The sequence below is a fragment of the Bailinhaonella thermotolerans genome (assembly GCF_003594875.1).
Taxonomy (GTDB): Bacteria; Actinomycetota; Actinomycetes; order Streptosporangiales; family Streptosporangiaceae; genus Bailinhaonella; species Bailinhaonella thermotolerans.
On the sequence record NZ_QZEY01000003.1, the window covers coordinates 246,339 to 264,795 of the forward strand.

8 protein-coding genes are annotated in these 18,457 nt (G+C 75.4%); 5 read left to right on the forward strand and 3 right to left on the reverse strand.

The genetic code is table 11. The features are described from left to right. Positions 1 to 79 precede the first annotated feature (79 nt). Complete coding sequence (locus tag D5H75_RS10375; protein ID WP_119926192.1) at positions 80 to 436, forward strand: arsenate reductase family protein; 357 nt, start codon at positions 80 to 82, stop codon at positions 434 to 436. A gap of 238 nt (positions 437 to 674) precedes the next feature. On the opposite strand, the gene D5H75_RS10380 is transcribed toward D5H75_RS10375, so the two are convergent. The 3 genes from D5H75_RS10380 to D5H75_RS10395 all read right to left on the reverse strand — a co-directional run bounded on the left by D5H75_RS10380 (position 675) and on the right by D5H75_RS10395 (position 3,543). Continuing rightward, positions 675 to 1,499: an NAD(P)H-binding protein gene (locus tag D5H75_RS10380; RefSeq protein WP_242454119.1), complete on the reverse strand. Its 825-nt coding sequence runs from the start codon at positions 1,497 to 1,499 to the stop codon at positions 675 to 677. 138 nt (positions 1,500 to 1,637) lie between these two features. After that, positions 1,638 to 2,570, reverse strand: coding sequence for a CE1 family esterase (locus tag D5H75_RS10385; RefSeq protein ID WP_202638024.1), 933 nt, complete (start codon positions 2,568 to 2,570; stop codon positions 1,638 to 1,640). Positions 2,571 to 2,886: 316 nt separating this feature from the next. Next, entirely contained in the window at positions 2,887 to 3,543 is a 657-nt protein-coding gene (locus D5H75_RS10395) for an SDR family NAD(P)-dependent oxidoreductase (RefSeq protein ID WP_119926195.1), read from the reverse strand. Positions 3,544 to 3,628: 85 nt separating this feature from the next. On the opposite strand from D5H75_RS10395, the gene D5H75_RS10400 reads away from it, so the two are divergent. The 4 genes from D5H75_RS10400 (at position 3,629) to D5H75_RS41420 (ending at position 18,397) form a co-directional block, all read left to right on the forward strand. Continuing rightward, positions 3,629 to 4,063, forward strand: coding sequence for a MerR family transcriptional regulator (locus tag D5H75_RS10400; protein WP_119926196.1), 435 nt, complete (start codon positions 3,629 to 3,631; stop codon positions 4,061 to 4,063). A 169-nt stretch (positions 4,064 to 4,232) separates the two neighbouring features. Beyond that, the gene (locus D5H75_RS10405) at positions 4,233 to 4,991 is read left to right on the forward strand and encodes an MHYT domain-containing protein (RefSeq protein ID WP_242454120.1); all 759 of its coding nucleotides are present in this window, start codon (positions 4,233 to 4,235) and stop codon (positions 4,989 to 4,991) included. 393 nt (positions 4,992 to 5,384) lie between these two features. Continuing rightward, positions 5,385 to 6,590, forward strand: coding sequence for an MFS transporter (locus tag D5H75_RS10410; protein WP_119926197.1), 1,206 nt, complete (start codon positions 5,385 to 5,387; stop codon positions 6,588 to 6,590). 8 nt (positions 6,591 to 6,598) lie between these two features. Continuing rightward, on the forward strand, positions 6,599 to 18,397 hold the full coding sequence (locus D5H75_RS41420; RefSeq protein ID WP_202638026.1) for a non-ribosomal peptide synthetase/type I polyketide synthase: 11,799 nt from the start codon (positions 6,599 to 6,601) through the stop codon (positions 18,395 to 18,397). Positions 18,398 to 18,457: the final 60 nt, after the last annotated feature.

An 18,457-nucleotide genomic window follows, 5' to 3' on the forward strand; every position in this document is an offset into this window, starting at 1 on the left:
CACGACCAGGGGGACCGCCCGGCGGGACGCGTCGGCCGTACCGCGTGCGCCGGAGGCGCGGGAGGGGCACCATCGGGGGATGGAGATCTGGATCAATCCCGAGTGCTCTAAGTGCCGTTCCGCGTTGTCGATCCTGGACGCGGAGGGGGCCGACTACACCGTGCGGCGGTACCTGGAGGACCCGCCGACGGACGCCGAACTCCGGGAGGTCCTGGGCAGGCTGGGCCTGGAGCCCTGGGACATCACCCGGCTCGGCGAACCCGTGGCCGCCGAGCTGGGCATGCCCGGCTGGCCCCGCGACGAGGCCGCCCGCGACCGCTGGATCGGCGCCCTGGCCGCCAACCCCGTCCTGATCCAGCGCCCCATCATCACCGCCGACGACGGCCACGCGGTGGTCGGCCGCACCGAGGAATCCGTCCGCTCCACACTCCCCTAGACGTCCCGGTTGGGCCCCGCCCCGCGACGGCGCCGGTAGAGCCCCCGCCCGCGACACCCCGCGCCCGCGCCCCGATCCGGTACGGCCCCACGCCCGCGTTCCCGATCTCCGGGTACGGCTCGCGCCCCTACGGCCTGCCCGTACGGCTCGCGCCCGTACGGCTCGCGCCCGTACGGCTCGCGGGCCGTACCGGGAGGCCGTACGGCAGGCCGGGGCGACGGACCTGGGGCGGGGAAGGTCAGCGGAAGCGGTCGGCGTGGTCGGCGGCCCACTGGCGGAAGGGGCGGGCGGGGGAGCCGGTGAGGTCCCTGACCGTGGTGGTGATCAGGGTCGAGGGGGTCCGGGACTCGGCTCCGGCCAGGAGGGCGTCCACCAGAGCGGGCGGACGGCCGTCGGCGAGCATCCTCTCGCGGGCGACCTCGGCCGGCACCGCCTCGAACCGCAGGGGGCGGCCGATCGCCTCGCCGATGGCGCGCACCTGGTCGGCCCTGCTCACGACCTCCGGGCCGGTCAGGACGTACGTCGCGCCCTCGTGTCCCGGACCGGTGAGCACCCGGGCGGCGACCTCGGCGATGTCGCGGGGGTCGATCACGGCCGTGGGCGCGATGTCGGGGCCGCTCACCGTCCCGGTGGCGCGGATCTGGCCCGCCCAGCCCAGCGTGTTCGAGGCGATCGTGTCCGCCCGCAGCGCCGTCCAGGGGGAGCCGGACGCCCTGACCAGCGCCTCCATGTCGGCGTGGAGCCGGTTGATGGGGTCGCCCTGCCGGGCCGCCGCGTCGTCCACGCCCGAGGACGACAGGTACACCACGCGCCGCCCGTCCAGCGCGCGCAGCACCTCGGCCGCTCCCTCGGTGCTGAGGAAGGGCCAGACCAGGAAGACGGAGTCCACCCCGGCCAGAGCGCCGGCCACGGTGTCCGGCCTGGTCAGGTCCCCCTCGGCGACCTCGACGCCCTCGGGCAGGCCCGCCCGCGCGGGGTCCCTGACCAGCGCGCGCACGGCGACCCCGGCGGCCCGCAGCCGGTCGGCCACGAGCCGCCCGACGTTCCCAGTCGCACCTGTCACAAGAAATCCGCTCATGCCCGTGCCAGCTCGTCCGCCGGTCTCGATATTCCGGCATATCGCCCACGGGGGCGGTTCTCCCGGGAAACCGGAGGGCGTGCGGGACGCGGTGGGCGGTGCCCGCCGTACCGGATCCGGCGGTCAGGGGAGGGGGTGGTTGACGAACAGGCCCCACATGCGGTTCCGCAGGTCGGCGCCCTGGGCGCCGGTGGGCCAGTAGTGGCCGCCCCCCTGGTAGAGGCGCCAGTAGACCCGGGTGTTCGCGGGGCAGTCGAACCGCTGGCCGACCACGACGCCGGGACCGGTCTCGGCGTGCGGCGTGCGGTCGCACTTGTTGTTGCCGAGCCAGGCGTCGCGCTGGCCCTCCATGAGCTGCTTGAGCGGGTCGCCCTCGTAGCTGGAGACGCCGAACCCGATCGGCCGCGACATCTCGCACTCCAGGGTCAGGATCGGTCCGGCGTGGGTCGCGGCCGAGGCGAACTTGTCCGACTCGTCGCAGGCCATCCGCCCGGCCATCTGGCCGCCGTTGGAGAACCCGGCGACGTGCACCCGCTTGGGGTTGACGCACCACTGCCGGGCGATGTCGTCCACCACGTTCCGGAGGTACGTCACGTCGGCGGAGCCCCGGTCGAGCTGCCAGGAGGGCGCGTTCAGCAGGGAGCTGCCGCGCGGGTAGGCGACGATGAACTTCTTCTCCGCCGCGAAGGCGTTCCACCCGGACGCGTTCTCGTGCACCGTCGGCTCCTGCCCGCCGCCGTGCAGGGCCAGCAGCAGTGGGACCTGCCCGCTCAGCCCGGCCGGCACCCGGACCCGGTACTCCCGGCCGGTCCCGCCGATCCGCCGTACGGCGGTGCCGTTGGTCGGGGTCAGCCCGCACGCGGCGACCCGCGTGTCCCCGGGCGGAACCGCCGCCGGCCCGGCGGGACCGGGCGCGGGCGCCCCGGTGGAAACGGGCGCGGGCGTCACCGCGGCGGAGGGCTCGGCCGTCCCGGCGGAGGCGGGCGCGGCCAGTGCCGCGGAGGCCGCCAGGCCCAGGACGGTCGCGATGATCAGGCGAACGGAGGACAACGACACCAGCGGCTCCCGGTCAGCTCGTCCGATGGCCGGAGCGACCCCGGCCGCGACTCCCCGATCCCCGATCCCCGATGATGATCATGCGAAAGCGTGATCGTCAGCGTACCGGCCCGCTTCCGCTTTGTCAGCGTTCGACGGAATCAGCGGAATCAGTGGAATCAGCCGAATCAACGGAATCGGCGAAATCCGCGGAATCAGCGGAATCAGCGGAGTCGCCGGGATCGGCGGAGCCGGCGGAGGCCGTGGGATCAGCGGGGATCAGCGGGGATCAGCGGGGATCAGCGGGGATCAGCGGGGATCAGCGGGGTCGGCGGGATCAGGCGTCGCCGGAGTGGAGCGCCTCCAGGTCCCAGCTCCCGCGCGGCTGGGTGTGCAGGCGCCAGTAGTGCTCGGCGATGTCGTCGGGGTCGAAGGCGGTCCCCGGGGCGACCGGTCCCGCGACCGTGACGCTCGCGACGTGCACGCCGGCGTGGCCGTACTCCTGGTCGAGCAGCGTGACCAGGGTGCGGACGCCGGCCTTGCCGAGCGAGAGGCTGAAGTACCGCGGCTTCGGCTCGGGCATGCCCCCGGTGATCAGGAAGGTCCCGTTACCGCGCCGGGCCATCGCGGGCGCGACGTGCGCGGCGGCGGTGAGCGCGCCGACGACGTTCACCGCCCAGGCGTCCAGGTGGCCGCGCGCGGACAGTTCGCCGGGCCCGTCCGCCTGGATGATCGCCGCGTTGTAGACCACGACGTCAGGCAGGCCGTGCTCCGCCGTGATCGCGTCCAGCGCGGCCCGCAGTCCATCCTCGTCCGTGCTGTCGGCGACCACCGAGGTCACCGCCGCCCCGGTCGGCTCCAGCGCCCGCGCCGTCTCCTTCAGGGTCCGCTCACCGCGTGCGATCAGCCCGACCGGCATGCCCTCCCGGGCGAAGCGCAGTGCCACCGCCCGCCCGATCCCGGGCCCCGCTCCGATGACCACCACTCCGGACATCCGAATCCCCTCATTTCGCTCGTAGGTGATGATTAGGGACGGTAAGCCCTCACATCTGTGTGAAGGTCAAGCGAAGGGAGTCGCGATGCGGATCGGTGACCTGGCGGACGCGACCGGCGTGAGCCGCCGTCTCCTGCGCTACTACGAGGAGCAGGGCCTCCTGGATCCGGTACGGCAGGCCAACGGCTACCGGGAGTACGCCCCCTCCGACGTGGGCCGCGTCCGCCGCATCCGCGCCATGCTGGCCGCCGGCCTCCCCACGGCCGTGATCGGCCGCCTCCTGCGGTGCGTCCACGAGGACGACGACCCCACGCCCCTGGCCTGCCCCGCCTTCATCGCCGACCTCCACCGGGAGCACGCCCGCATCGAGGAAACGATCACGCACCTCCAATCCACCCAGAAATCCCTCGAATCCCTCCTGAAAACGGCTCTCCTCCAGCAGGCCGCCGTGACCGGCGCGGCCGCGGGGGAAACCCGGCGCGAAAGCGCGAATTCCGGGACGGGCGCGCGGCGGGTCTGAGCAGGCGCCGCACTCCGGGAACCCGCTTTCAAGATCAAGTTACTCACGAGTTGCGCCTGATGGGAACGGTGCAGATAATCACTGCTTTGATCACTGCGGGAATCGGGTGGGCATGGCGCCGATCGACCATTTCGCTTATGGATTTCTGACCCCGGGTCTGGCGTACGTCGTGTCCAGCGTGGGATCGATGCTCGGGCTGACGCTGACCTCGCGGGCCCGGCTGATCGGGGGGCGCGAGGGGCTCGCCTGGCTGGCCGGGGCCGCGCTGGCCATCGGCGGCACCGGCATCTGGACCATGCACTTCATCGCGATGATGGGGTTCTCGGTCGGCGGGTCCCCGATCCGGTACGACGTCCCGCTCACCGCCCTCTCCGCGCTGATCGCGGTCGCCGTCGTGGGCGCGGGCCTGTTCCTCGTACGGCAGGGCGGGGCGCGCCCGCCGTACCTGCTCGTCGGCGGGACGCTGACCGGGATGGGCGTGGCGTGCATGCACTACATGGGGATGGCCGCGATGAACATGTCCGGCCACGTGCGCTACGACCCGCTCATCGTGGCCGCCTCCGTGCTGATCGCCGTCGTGGCCGCGACGGTCGCGCTCTGGTTCACCGTGCGCGTCAGGGGCGCGCTCATGATCGGCGCGGCGGCCCTGGTCATGGGCGTGGCCGTGTCCGGCATGCACTACACCGGCATGTTCGCGATGTCGGTCGAGCCGCACGCCATGACGGCGCCGCCGCCCGGCTCCGAGGCGGGCGACTTCCTCGTGCCTCTCCTGGTCGGGACGAGCGTCATCACGGTGGGCCTGCTCCTGGTGACCCTCCTGTCCCCGAGCGAGCGGGAGATCCGCGAGGAGCGGGAACTGCGCGACCGCCTCGCCGCCCGCCCCGGCGCCTCGCCCGAGGCCGGCCTCTTCGGCGCCCCCCGCGGCTGAACGCCCCCGCCGGCGGGCGCCGAGCGTGACCTCGGACGGGCGTCGGACGTCGCCCCGGGCGGGCACCGAGCGTCACCTCGGCTGACTCAGACACGTCTTTACACCTCATCTGCGCTGTCCTAAATTTCTGCATCAGCACGGACCAGCTACTCGCTCCGCATTCGCTCGATTCATCCGGGAACGGCCGCGCGCCCGCCGTTCCCGCCGACGGCGCCACATGCCCCCGCGTCAGCGGCCGGTCACCCCGGTCGCGGATGAGCGGCAACCGGATGGGAAACCCCTTCGACCAAGGAGTCACGCCATCGCCAGCGCTCGCACCCGGGACCTGCCTCGCCGCGGCGCCGGGCCCCCGGCCCCGGGGGGCGTCCGCCGCCTCCGACCTCTTCCGGCTTGATGCGGTCCTTTGGACTCCTCGTCGGCGGCTACTCGGTCTCGGTCTTCGGCAACTTCCTGAACCTGATCGCGCTGAACCTGTTCGCGTTCCAGGTCACCGGGAGCGCGCTCCAGACCGGGCTGTTCATGACGCTCCGCCTGGTCGCCGGGTTCGCGACCGGGCTCGTGGCGGGCCGCGCGGCGGACCGGCTCAACCGGAAGGCGCTGCTGATCGGCTGCGACCTCGCGCAGGCGGCCGTGATGGTGGCCGTCGCCGTCGCCCCCGCCGAGGCGGCGGTGGTCGCGCTCTACCCGGTCGCCGTGGTGCTGGGGGCGGGCAACACGGTGTTCAACGTGACCCTGCGCAGCAGCGTCCCCGATCTCGTCGGCCAGGACCAGCGCGTCCGCGCGAACGGCCTGCTCGTCACCGGCAAGGCGACGGCCACCGTGCTGGGGTTCGCCTCGGCCGGGATCATCGTCGGCGCGGCCGGGTACACCGCCGCCTTCCTGATCAACGCGGCCTCGTTCTGCGTCTCCGCCGCCGCCGTCGCCACCCTGCGGTACGGCCGCCGCGGCCACGGGGACGCCGCCGGGCCGCGCGAGCACCTCCGGCTGCGGGAGATGGGCGCGTTCCTCGGCGCCGCCCCGCTGCTGGCCGGGATGGTGCTGCTGCGCGCGACCGACGCCTTCTCCTCCTCTTCGCACAACGTCGCGCTGCCCGCCTACGCGAGCCAGGTCAGCCCCGCCGACCCGGCCGCCTATCTGAGCTGGTTCTGGGCCTCGTGGGCGCTCGGGAGCGTCATCAGCTACCGGCTGCTGGTCCGCGGCCTCGACCGGTGGGGCCGGGCGCGGGGCGCGGGCGCGTTCGCCGTGGGGACCGCGCTGATGTCGGTGTTCTTCGTCCTGGCGTTCACCGGCCCGCCGCTCCCGCTGCTGGTCGTCGTCGGCATGTGCGCGGGCCTGGCCGACGGGTTCACCGAGATCACCTACACCTCGCGTCTCCAGGCGGCCCCCGAGCGGACCCGCGCGCTCCTGTTCGGCGTCTCGGCCACCGCCGAGAACGCCGGTTTCGCCGCGGGCATGCTCGTCGCCTCCTTCGCGCTGGAGGGCGCGGCCCCGCTCGCGGTGGTCGCCGCCTTCCACGGCCTGGCGATCATCGCGTCGGGCCTGTTCCTGGCCGTACGGCTCGGCAGGGCACGCCGGGCGAAGGCACTCGAACGCCACTGAGGAGGATCATGGAGTCCCGACCCCGGATGGCGCTCTGCCAGGGCGCTCCGCTACCGCCGGACTTCGACGCGATCACACTGCCCGGCGCCCTGCGCCGCGCGGCCGTACGGTGGCCGGAGGCGGGGGTCACGGTCGTGGACGACGCGGGCGGCTCCGCGTTCCTGCCGTACCCGGGGCTGCTCGACCGGGCGCGGCGGCTCCTCGCCGAGCTGCGGCGCGGCGGGCTGCGGCCGGGAGACAGGGCGATCGTGCCGGCCGCGGCCCGGATGGACTACTTCGCGGCCTTCTGGGCGTGCGTCCTGGGCGGGGTCAGGCCGGTCTGCGTCGCGCGGCCCGACGGCTTCGAGGACTCCGGACCCGCGCTGACCAGGCTGGCCGGCACGTGGGAGTTCCTGCGCCGGCCCGCCGTCGTCTGCGCCCCGGCGGACGTGACGCCACTGGCGGCCGCGCTCGCGCGCCACGCGCCGGGGGCCGCGCCCAGGGTCATCGGCGCCGGGGCGGGCGAGGGCGGGCACCCGGCCGGCGACGATCACGAGCCGGATCCGGCCGCGCCCGCGATGATGATGCTGAGCTCGGGCAGCACGGGGGCCTCCAAGGTCATCCCGCTGACGCACCGGGGACTGGCCGCCTTCGCCGCCGGGACGCCCCGGCTGCTGCCGATCGGGCCGGGCGACGTCACCCTCAACTGGCTCCCCCTCGATCACAGCGGCGCCTTCCTGCTCTACCACCTGCTCGCCGTCTACACCGGCTGCGTCAACGTGCACGTGCCGACCGACCTGGTCCTGCGGGCCCCGCTGCGCTGGCTCGACCTGCTGGAGGAGCACCGCGTCAACCACACCTGGGCGCCGAACTTCGGATACCGGCTCGTGGCCGGGGGCCTGGCGGAGGCCCCGGGGCGCTCCTGGGACCTGTCGGCGATCCGGACGCTGGTCAGCGGTGGCGAGCAGATCACGGTCCCGGTGATGTCGGCGTTCTTCGAGGCCACCGCGCCGTTCGGGATCCGGCCCGAGCACTTCCACCCGGCCTGGGGCATGGCCGAGACCTGCACGGCCATCACCATCGGCCGGTACGGCGGAGGGCGGGGCGTGCACCGCGTCCGGAACTCCAGCCTGGACGGCGACCTGGAATGGGCCGGCGACGAGACGGACCCGGCCGAGTGCACGACGTTCGTGGGAGTCGGCGGTCCCGCGCCCGGGGCCGAGCTGCGGATCGTGGACCGGACGGGGAACCCGCTGCCCGAGGGGCGGATCGGCAGGCTGCAGGTGCGCTCCGACCGCGTCACCCCCGGCTACCTGGACGACCCGGGGGCCACCGCCGCGGCCTTCCCCGACGGGCGCTGGCTGGACACCGGCGACCTGGCCTTCGCCAAGGACGGCGAGATCACGATCACCGGCCGCGAGAAGAACCTGATCATCCTGAACGGGCACAACCACTACGCCCACGAGATCGAGGACGTCGCCGGGTCGGTCGCGGGCGTGCACCCCGGTCTGGTCGCGGCCTGCGGCGTGCCGGACCCGGGGACGGGCAGCGAGGCGCTGGCGGTGTTCTTCGGCGCCGACGGAGAGCCGGCGACGGTGGCCGAGGGCATCAGGGAGGCGCTGTTCCGGCGGCTGCACCTGACCGCGGCGCACGTGGTCCCGGTGCCGCGCGAGGACTTCCCGCGCACGGTCAGCGGCAAGATCCAGCGTGGCGAGCTGCGGCGGCGTCTCCTGGCCGGGGAACTCCCCGCCCCGGGCACCCCCGCCCCGGGCACCCCCGCCCCGGGCACCCCCGCCCCGGGCACCCCGGCTCCGGGCACCCCGGCTCCGGACGCCGGTCCCGCCCAGGACGCCGGTCCCGCCCCTGACACTCGGCCAGTCCCGGACGCCCGGCCCGCCCCGGACGCCCGGCCCGCCCCGGGAGCGGGGCCCGCTTCCGACGTCCCGCCCGGGGTCTCGGCCGTACGGCGGGCCGAGGTGCTCGCGGCGGTGCGGGACGTCTTCCTCGACCTGGTCGGGCCGCACGTGGACGAGCGCACGCCGTTCTACGAGATGGGCGTCACCTCGATCACGATCACCCGGATCCGCGCCCGCCTGGAACAGGAGCTCGGGACGCCCGTCGCCCCGACCGCGCCGTTCGAGCACCCTTCGATCGCCGAACTCGCCGACCACCTGAGCGCCGCCGCCCTCCGGCCGCGCGCCGCGCCGGCCGTACGGCGCGAGGATCCGGGCGATCGGCGCATCGCGATCATCGGGCTGGCCGGCCGGTTCCCCGGCGCGGCGTCCCTGGAGGAGTTCTGGGCGAACCTGCGCGCGGGGGCCGAGAGCCTGCGCGTGTTCACCTCCGGAGAGCTGGCCGCGAGCGGCGTCCCGCCCGAGGAGTACGGCCGGGCCGACTTCGTGCCCGTCAGCGGCGCGCTGGACGGCGTGGAGGGCTTCGACGCGGAGTTCTTCCAGATGAGCGCGCGCGAGGCGGAGCTGACCGACCCGGCCCACCGGCTGTTCCTGGAGTGCTGCCACCACGCGCTGGAGAACGGCGGATACGCCGCCGCGCCGCCCGGGACGCGGATCGGCGTGTTCGCCGGGTGCGGCATGAACCTCTACACGCACCAGAGCTACCTGCACAACAACCTGACCGTCGGCCGGGACGACCCGGTGGCGGCGATGCAGACGGCGATCGGCAACCAGCCGGACTTCCTGGCCACCCGGGTCGCGCACCGGCTCGGCCTGACCGGGCCCGCCGTCGGCGTGCAGACCGCGTGCTCGACCTCGCTCGTCGCGCTCCACCTGGCCTGCCAGGCGCTGCTGGCCGGGGACGCGGACCTGGCGCTGGCCGGGGCGGCGGCGGTGCACGTGCCGCAGGCCACCGGGTACCGCCACCACCCGGGGTCGATCCTGTCGCGCGCGGGGCGCGTCCGCGCGTTCGACGCGGACGCCGACGGCACGGTGGGCGGCAACGGCGTGGCGGCGGTCCTGCTCAAGCGGCTGGACCGCGCCCTCGCGGACGGGGACACCGTGCACGCGGTGATCCTCGGCACGGCGGTGAACAACGACGGCGCCAGGAAGGTCGGCTTCACCGCGCCGAGCGTGCGCGGGCAGGTCGAGGTGGTCGAGCGGGCGCTCGAACGGGCCGGGGTGCCCGCCGAGACGGTCACCTACGTGGAGGCGCACGGGACCGGCACGAACCTCGGCGACCCCGTGGAGTTCCGGGCGCTGAGCGAGGCGTACGGCCGCTCGGGCCGTACCGGGTTCTGCGCGCTGGGCTCCGTCAAGCCGAACATCGGGCACCTGGACAGTTGCGCGGGCATGGCGGGGCTGCTCAAGGTCGTCCTCATGCTCCGGCACCGGGAGATCGTCCCGCTGGCGAACCTGCGCCGCCCCAATCCGGCGCTGGACCTGGAGAACAGCCCCTTCGTGCTCCGCACCGAGCTCACGCCGTGGCCCGCCGGGGAGACGCCGCGGCGGGCGGGTCTCGGCGCGCTCGGGGTGGGCGGCACGAACGCCCACGTCATCCTGGAGGAGGCTCCGCCCGCCGAGCCCGCGCCGGAGACCAGGGAGCCCGCGCCGGCGGCCGACCGGTCCGCGCCGGTGGTGCTGCCGCTGTCGGCCGCGTCACCGGCCGCGCTCCCGGAGCTGGCAGCCGGCCTCCGGGACGCGCTCCGCGCCGCCCCCGCCCCGCGGCTCGCGGACGTCCTGGTCAGTACGGCCGTCGCCCGCCCGCACCGCCGTCACCGGCTGGCCGTCACCGGCGCGTCCGTCGCCGACCTGGCCGACGCCCTGGACGCGGCGGCGCGCGGGCGCGACCTTCCCGGACGTGTGCACCAGGGCGAGGTCCCCGGCCGGGGGATGGGGCCGCTGGCCTTCCAGTTCAGCGGGCAGGGCACGGGTCACCCGGGGATGGCCGCGGGCCTCTACCGGGACCACCCCGCCTTCCGCGCCGCGCTCGACCGCTGCGCCGCGGCGTACGACGGGGACCTGCTCGGCCCGCTCCTGCGCGAGGAACCCGCGGGCACGCCCTGGCCCACCGACGTCGCGCAGCCCGCGCTCTTCGCGTTCCAGGTCGCGCTCGCCGGGCTGTGGGCCGCCGCGGGCGTCCGGCCGGACCTCCTGCTCGGGCACAGCCTGGGCGAGTACGCGGCGCTGCACCTCGGCGGCGTCCTGTCGCTGGAGGACGGGCTCGGCCTGGCCGCCGCGCGCGGCCGGTTGATGCAGGCCACCGCGCCCGGCGCGATGCTCGCCGTACGCGCCGGGCCGGAGGTCGCAGAGCGGGTCGCGGCCGCGGCCCGGGTCGAGATCGCCGCCGTGAACGGCCCCCGGGAGCACGTGCTCGCGGGGACCCCGGAGGCGGTCGAGAAGGCGGCGGCGCTGCTGGACGAGGAGGGCGTCGCCTGGCGCGCGCTCCCGGTCACGCGCGCGTTCCACTCCGCCCTCCTCGAACCGATGCTCGGCGAGTTCGCCCGCCACCTCGACCGGGTACGGCTCGCGCCCCTGCGACTCCCGCTCGCCAGCACCGTGACCGGGGAACTGCTGCCCGAGGGCGCCCGGATCGACGCCGGCTACCTGCTGCGGCAGATCCGGGAGCCGGTCCGGTACGCCCGGGCCCTGGACACGCTCGACCGGGCGGGCTGCCGCGTCCACCTGGAGATCGGCCCCGGCGCGACGCTCACCACGCTCGGCCCCAGGTCGTACCCCGGGCACACCTGGGTCGCCACCCGCGACGCGACGCGCGGCTTCCCCTCGGCGCTGGCCAGGTTGTACTGCCTCGGCGCGGACCTCGACTGGGCCGCGCTCGCCGGGGACGGGCGCCGCGTCCCGCTGCCCGGATACCCGTTCCAGCGCCGCCCCCACTGGATCACCCGTAAGGAGCCGGTCCGCGTGAGCCCCGATTCCGCCGCCGCGACGCCCGCAGGCGCCGCGCTCGCCACCGTGCTCGCCACGGTCCGCGAGCTGACCGCCGCCCGGCTGGGCGCCGACCTCGACGCCGTGCGCCCGGACGCGGCCTTCCTCGACCTGGGCGCGGACTCGCTGTCGATGATGGCCATGGTCAGGGAGATCGAGCGCCGGTTCGCCGTGCGGATCCCCATCCGCGAGCTGTTCGCCGACGCCGACACCCCCGAACGCCTCGCCCGCCTCATCGCCACCCGCCTCCCCGACCCCTCCGACCCCCCGCCGCCCGCGCCACCGGCCTCGGAGACCCCGGCCTCGGCTCCGGAGACCCCGGCCTCGGCTCCGGAGACTCCGGCGTCCGGGGGAACGGCTTCCGCGGCGGATTCCGCCGGCCCCGCCGTACGCCCGGACCCGGTGCCCGATGAGGCGGTCGGCGGTGGTACGGCCGGCGCGGCGGCGCGCACCTCTTCCGCCTCCTCGACCTCGCCCATGCGCGCCGGGACTGACGCCGCCGTCTCGCCGCCGGCACTGTCGGAGTTGGAGAGCACGATGGAGGCCGGCCCCACGGCCCCGCCGTACGAGGGTCCGGCGGAGCCCACGGTGCGGTCGGTGATCGACCGGCAGCTCCGGCTGGCCGAGCACCTCGTCGATCGGGTCACCGGCCTCATGTCGGCCCAACTGTCCCTGTTGGACCGCGCCCGTCCGCCCGAGGCCGCCCCCGCGCCGCACGCCGCCACCCCGCCGTCGGCCCGGTCCGCCGCCGGTCACCCGGCCCCGCCCCACGAAGCCGCACCCCGGCCTGACGAGCACCAGACCGCCGGGCACCAGCTCGCCGGGCACCAGGCCGGCGCGCCCCGGTCCGGAGGGCACCGCGACAACGCGGCGGTGAACGGGACACAAAGTTCCCCCGGTCGTATCGCCACGCCGGCCGGGGCGTCCCGGCCCGGCGCCCCTCAGGCGACGGGGCCGCGGGTGGCGGAGCCCCGGCCCGGCGTTCCCGTGGCCACCGCGCCGCGGGAGGCCGTCGCCCGGGGCGAGACGGCCGGGTCCGCGGTGCCCGGGGCGGGCGTCGCGCGGGACGCCGTCGCCCCCTCCGAAACGCCGCGCGCCGGGGGCGGGGCGTCCCGGGCCGGGTGTGACTTCAGCCTGTACTTCTTCGGGGACTACCCGCAGCGGGAGCACCGGGAGCAGTACCAGGTCATCGTGGACGCGGCGCGGTTCGCCGACGAGCGGGGATTCCACACGCTCTGGATGCCCGAGCGGCATTTCCACTCCTTCGGGGCGCTGTTCCCGAATCCGTCGGTGCTGGCCGCGGCGCTGGCCCGGGAGACGCGGCGGATCCGGCTGCACGCGGGATCGGTGGTGCTGCCGCTGCACCACCCGCTGCGGGTCGCCGAGGAGTGGTCGGTGGTGGACAACCTGTCCGGCGGCCGGGCGGGGATCTGCGTGGCCAGCGGCTGGCACGCGAACGACTTCGTGCTCGCGCCCGACGACTTCGGGCGGCACCGCGAGCTGACCATGACCCGGCTGGAGACGCTGCGCGAGCTCTGGGGCGGCCGCCCGATCACCGCCAGGTCCGGCAGCGGGGAGGAGGTCGAGGTCCGCACGTACCCGGTCCCGGTGCAGCCGCTCCCGCCGCTGTTCCTGGCCGTGGTGGGCAACCCCGCCAGCTACCGGGCGGCGGCCGAGCAGGACATCGGCGTCGTGACCAACCTGATGTCCCAGACGATCGAGGAACTGGCCGCCAACATCGCGCTCTACCGGCGGACCCGGGCCGAGCGCGGGCTGGACCCGGCGGCCGGAAGGGTCGTCGTCCTGCTGCACACCTACCTCGACACCGACGCCGGGCGGGCGCGCGCCGAGGCGTTCGAGCCGTTCTGCGACTACCTGCGCTCGTCGTTGTCCCTGTTCGGGCAGGTCACCAACAGCCTGGGCGTCAACATCGACCTTGCGGCCACGCCCGAGGACGACCTGCGCTTCCTGCTGGAGACGGCGTACGACCGGTACTGCGAGTCGCGCGCCCTCATCGGCTCGCCCGGCGGGTGCGCCCCGATCGTGGACCGGCTGGTCGCGGCCGGCGTGGACGAGATCGCCGCGTTCGTCGACTTCGGCATGCCCGCCGACCGGGTCCTCGCGGGCCTGTCCCCGCTCGACGACCTGCGCCGCCGCTACACCGCGCCGGAGGACCCGGCCGCCGCCGGCGCCCGTGCCCTCCCGCCCGTTCTCCCCGCCGAGCCGGAGGCCCGCCGTACGCCTGAGGTCTCCCATGCGCCCGAGCCCTCCCATGCGCCCGAGCCCTCCCGCGCGCCCGAGCCCTCCCGCGCGCCCGAGCCCTCCCGCGCGCCCGAGTCGTCCCGCGCGCCCGAGTCGTCCCGTGCGCCGGAGGTCTCCCGTACGCCGGGGGCCCGCCGTGCGACGGGGGAGGAGGCGGGCCGGCGGGAGGCGCTGACGGCGGCGCAGCGGCGGCTGTGGGTGCTCGAACAGCTCTACCCGGGACGCAACGCCTACCTCGAACCCAAGGCGATCCGGCTGGACGGCGACCTCGACGTCGAACGGCTGCGCTGGGCCCTGAACCGGGTCGTCGAGCGGCAGCCGGCGCTCCGGACCGTGTTCCGCGAGGACGGCGGCGTGCCGTACCGGCTGGTGCTGCCGGAGGCCGGGGTGGACTGCCCGCTGATCGACCACACCGGCCGCGAGGAGGGCGAGGCGCTGCGGCTGACGCTGGAGTCCGTCTCCGGCGGGTTCGACCTGGCGGAGGGGCCGCTGCTGCTGACCCGGCTGCTGCGGCTGTCGGCCGACCGGCACCTGTTGTTCCTGCTCGTCCACCACATCGTGTTCGACTCGATGTCCACGGCGGTGTTCACGCGGGACCTGGCCGCCTACTACCGGTCCGGGCCGCAGGCGCCGCCCCCGCTCCCTCCGCTGCCGGCGACGCCGCCGGTCCCGGCCCCGGATCCCGCCGCGAGGGCGGCGGACCTGGAGTACTGGCGGGAGCACCTCGCGGGCGCCCCGGTGCCGGCCCTGCCCACCGACCGGCCGCGCCCGGCCGTGGTCTCCGGCCGGGGGGACTCCCTGACGTACGGGTTCGACCCCGCCCTGGTCGAGGACGTGCGCGGCTTCGGCCGGGACCACCGGGTGACGGTGTTCATGACCCTGCTCGCGGCGGTGGCGGCGACGTCGCGGCTGTTCACCGGGCAGGACGACGTCGTGCTCGGAGTGCCCGTCAGCGACCGGCCGGAGGGGACCGAGGACCTGGTCGGCTTCTTCCTGGACACCCTCCCCCTGCGCGTGGACCTGTCGGGCGATCCCGGGTTCGCCGAGCTGGCCCGCCGGGTCAGGGACGTGTCCACCCGGGCCTACGAGCACCGCGCGCTGTCCTTCGACGAGCTGGTGGCCGGGGTCAACCCCGGTCGTGACTTCGCCAGGAACCCGTTGTTCCAGGTCATGGTGGAGTTCGAGAACGACATGGAGGTCGAGTTCGACCCGCCGGGGCTCACGGCGGCCCTGATGGACGTGCCGAGCCGGCGGGCGCCGTTCGACCTGACGCTGTACCTCTCCCACGGCGCGCGGGGCCTGCGGTGCCTGGTGGAGTACGACTCCGGCCTGTTCGAGGAGAGCACGGTCCGCCGGTTCCTCGGATACGTCGAGGAGATCCTGCGCCGTGCCGTACGGGATCCCGGGCTGCCGCTGTCCCGGCTCGGGGAGCCGACCGGGGCGGACCTGGCGGAGCTGGCCCGGCTGCGGGGCGGGGAAGCCCCGGCGGAGGCCGAATGCCTGCACCGGCTCGTCGAGCGGCAGGCGGGCCGTACCCCGGACGCCGTCGCGCTGATCGGCGAGCACGGGCGGCTGACCTACCGCGAGCTCGATCGGCGGGCCGACCGGCTGGCCGGGCGGATGCGGGAGCGCGGCGTGGCGCGGGGGGACGTCGTCGCCGTCCTGCTCCCGCGCGGGCCGGAGCTGATCGTCACGCTGCTCGCGGTGCTGAAGGCCGGGGCGGCGTACCTGCCGCTGGACCCCGCGCTGCCCGAGGCGCGGCTGCGGTTCCTGGCCGGGGACGCGGGCGCGGTCCTGCTGGTCACCGACCGCGAGCCCGGCCCGATCGCGCCGGTGCTCCACCCCGGCGACGGTGACGGCGACGGTGACGGAGAGGGGGCCTTCCTCCCGCCGGTCGCGGTCACCCCCGATGACACCGCCTACCGGATCTACACCTCCGGCTCGTCCGGCCGGCCCAAGGGCGTCGCCGTGCCGCATCGGGGCCCGGCGAACCTGGTCCGGTGGTACGGCGAGCACCGGCCGGCGCTGCGCACGCTCCAGTGGACCTCGCCGGGGTTCGACGTGAGCGTGCAGGAGATCTTCACCACGCTGGCCTCCGGGGCGAGCCTGGTGCTGATCTCCGACGAGGACCGGTACGACCCCCACACCGTCGCCAAGATCATCGCAGCGCACCGGGTCGAACGGCTCTTCATGCCGTTCACCCCGCTGAAGTACCTGATGGAGACCGACCCGCTGCTGCCCTCGCTGCGCGAGGTCGTCTCGGCGGGGGAGAGCCTGGTCCTCACCCCGGCGATCCGGCGATTCCTCGACCGGCATCCGGAGTGCCGGCTGTTCAACGAGTACGGCCCGACCGAGGCGTCCGTCATCGCCACGACGCACGCCGTCGACCCGGAGGCGGGTGACCGGCCGCCCATCGGCAGGCCCGTCGGCGGGGTCGGCGTCCACGTGCTCGGCGCCGGCGGCGAGCCCGTGCCGGTCGGCGCGGTGGGCGAGATCTTCCTGGGCGGGGCGGGGCTCGCGCACGGGTACGCCGGGCGGCCCGCGGAGACGGCGGCGGCGTTCGTGCCCGACCCCGGCGGCGGTGGACGGCTCTACCGGACCCGCGACCTGGGGCGATGGCGGCCGGACGGGACGCTGGAGTTCCTCGGCAGGGCCGACGACCAGGTGAAGATCCGGGGGTACCGGGTGGAGCCCGGCGAGGCGGAGCAGGCCCTGCGGCGGCTGCCCGGGGTCCGCGACGCGGCGGTGCTCGCCCGCCACGACCGCGAGGAGCCGTACCTGGCCGGGTACGTGGTCTTCGAGGAGGGCGCGGCCCGGGACTGGGGCGACCTCGCGGGGGACCTGGCCCGCGAACTGCCGGCGCATCTGGTCCCCGCGGCCTGGGCCCGGGTGGCCGAGCTGCCGGTCAACGCCAGCGGGAAGCTGGACCGCGATCGGCTGCCCCGCCCGGCGCACGTGGCCGAGGCCGCGGGAGCCGGGGGGCCGGCGGGTTCCGGGCCGGAGACGTGGCGGGAGCGGGAGCTGCACGCGCTCTGGTGCGCGGAACTCGGGCTCCCCGGCGTGCCCGCGGACGCGTCGTTCTTCGACCTTGGCGGGCACTCGCTCAGCGCGATCCGGCTGGTCGGCCGGGTCAGGGAGCGCTTCGGCGCGGAGTATCCGATGGCCGACTTCTTCCAGGCCCCGACCATCCGCGCCATGGCCCACCGCCTGGACGCCGAGCGATCGGCGACGACCGAGGGATCCCCGACCGAGGGATCCCCGGCCGAGGGAACGGCAGGCGCGGGGCCGGAGGCGGCCGGTCCGGTGGGGGCCGGGCAGGGCGACGACGACGCCGGGGTCGAGGAGGAGTTCCCGCCGACGGCCATGCAGCGCAGGCTGTGGCGGCGGCACCACGCCAACCCCCGGCCCGCCGTCTACAACGTGTCGCACCGGATCACGATCGAGGGCGAACTCGACCCGGAGGCCCTGCGCCGCGCCCTCGACCGGCTCGTACGGCGTCACGCCGGGCTGCGCATGCTGATGACGGAGGGGGACCCGGACCCCGGCGCGCGGATCCTCTCCGCGCGGCCCGTCGAACTGCCGGTCGCCGACCTGGCCGGGGCGGGGGAGGAGGAGGTGCGGCGGTGGTGCGACGAGGTCGTCCGGCCGCCCTTCGACCTGCGGCGGCCCTGGTTGTTCCGGTTCCGCCTGGCCCGGACCGGCGCCCGGAGCTGGGTCCTGGTCGTGGTCCTGCATCACATCGTCTGCGACGGCTGGTCCCTCGGCCTGCTGTGGGCGGACCTGTCGGCGCTCTACACCGCCGAGGTGACCGGGGACGAGAGCGCCCTCCCCGAGCCGGGCACGCCGTACCCGCGCTACGCCGACTGGCACCGGGCGCGGGCGGGCCGGCCCGAGCACGGCCGGCTGGTGGAGTGGTGGCGTGACCGGCTGGCCGGCGCCCCCCTGCGGCTGGCCCTGCCGTACGACAGGCCGCGCCCCGCCCGCCTGTCCGGCCGGGGTGACCTCGTGCGCGTCGCCGTACCCGGGGAGCTGGCGGGCTCGGTCGAAGCGGCGGCGCGGGCGGTCGGCGCGACCCCGCCGGTGGTCCTCACCGCCGCGTTCGCGACGTGGATGGCCCGGCTGTGCGGGCAGGACGACCTGGTCCTGCAGGTGTCCAGCGCCAACCGCACCGAACGCGACCACGAGCGGACCGTCGGCCTCATCGGCGACTCGGTCCCCCTGCGCGTGCGGCCCCTGGCGGAGGCGTCCTTCGCCGCGCTGTGCCGGGAGCTCGGCCGGGCCCTGTTCGAGGTCGCCGACCACCCGCTGCCGATCAGCGAGATCCTCGACCTCGTCCTGCCCGAGCAGCGGGTCCACGCCTTCACCAACGTCCTGTTCACGGTCGTGACCGTCCCGCCGCCCGCCCTGGACCTCCCCGGGCTCACGGCGGCTGTGGAGTCCGTGCCGGTCACCGGCACGGCCAGGACCGAGCTCTACGTCGCGCTGGTGCCCGCGGGCGACTCCTACGAGGCCCTCTTCGAGTACTCCACCGACCTCTTCGACCGATCCACCGTCGCCACCTGGGCCCAGGACTTCCTGACCTTCCTCGGCGCCCTCACCGCCGAACCCGAGTCTCCCTCACCGCTCCTGAACGTCCCACCGCTCCCTGAACGTCCCACCGCTCCCTGAACGCCCCACCATCCCTGAACGCCCCGGCGGAGCACGCGCCGCCCGCCGGGGCCACCCCTC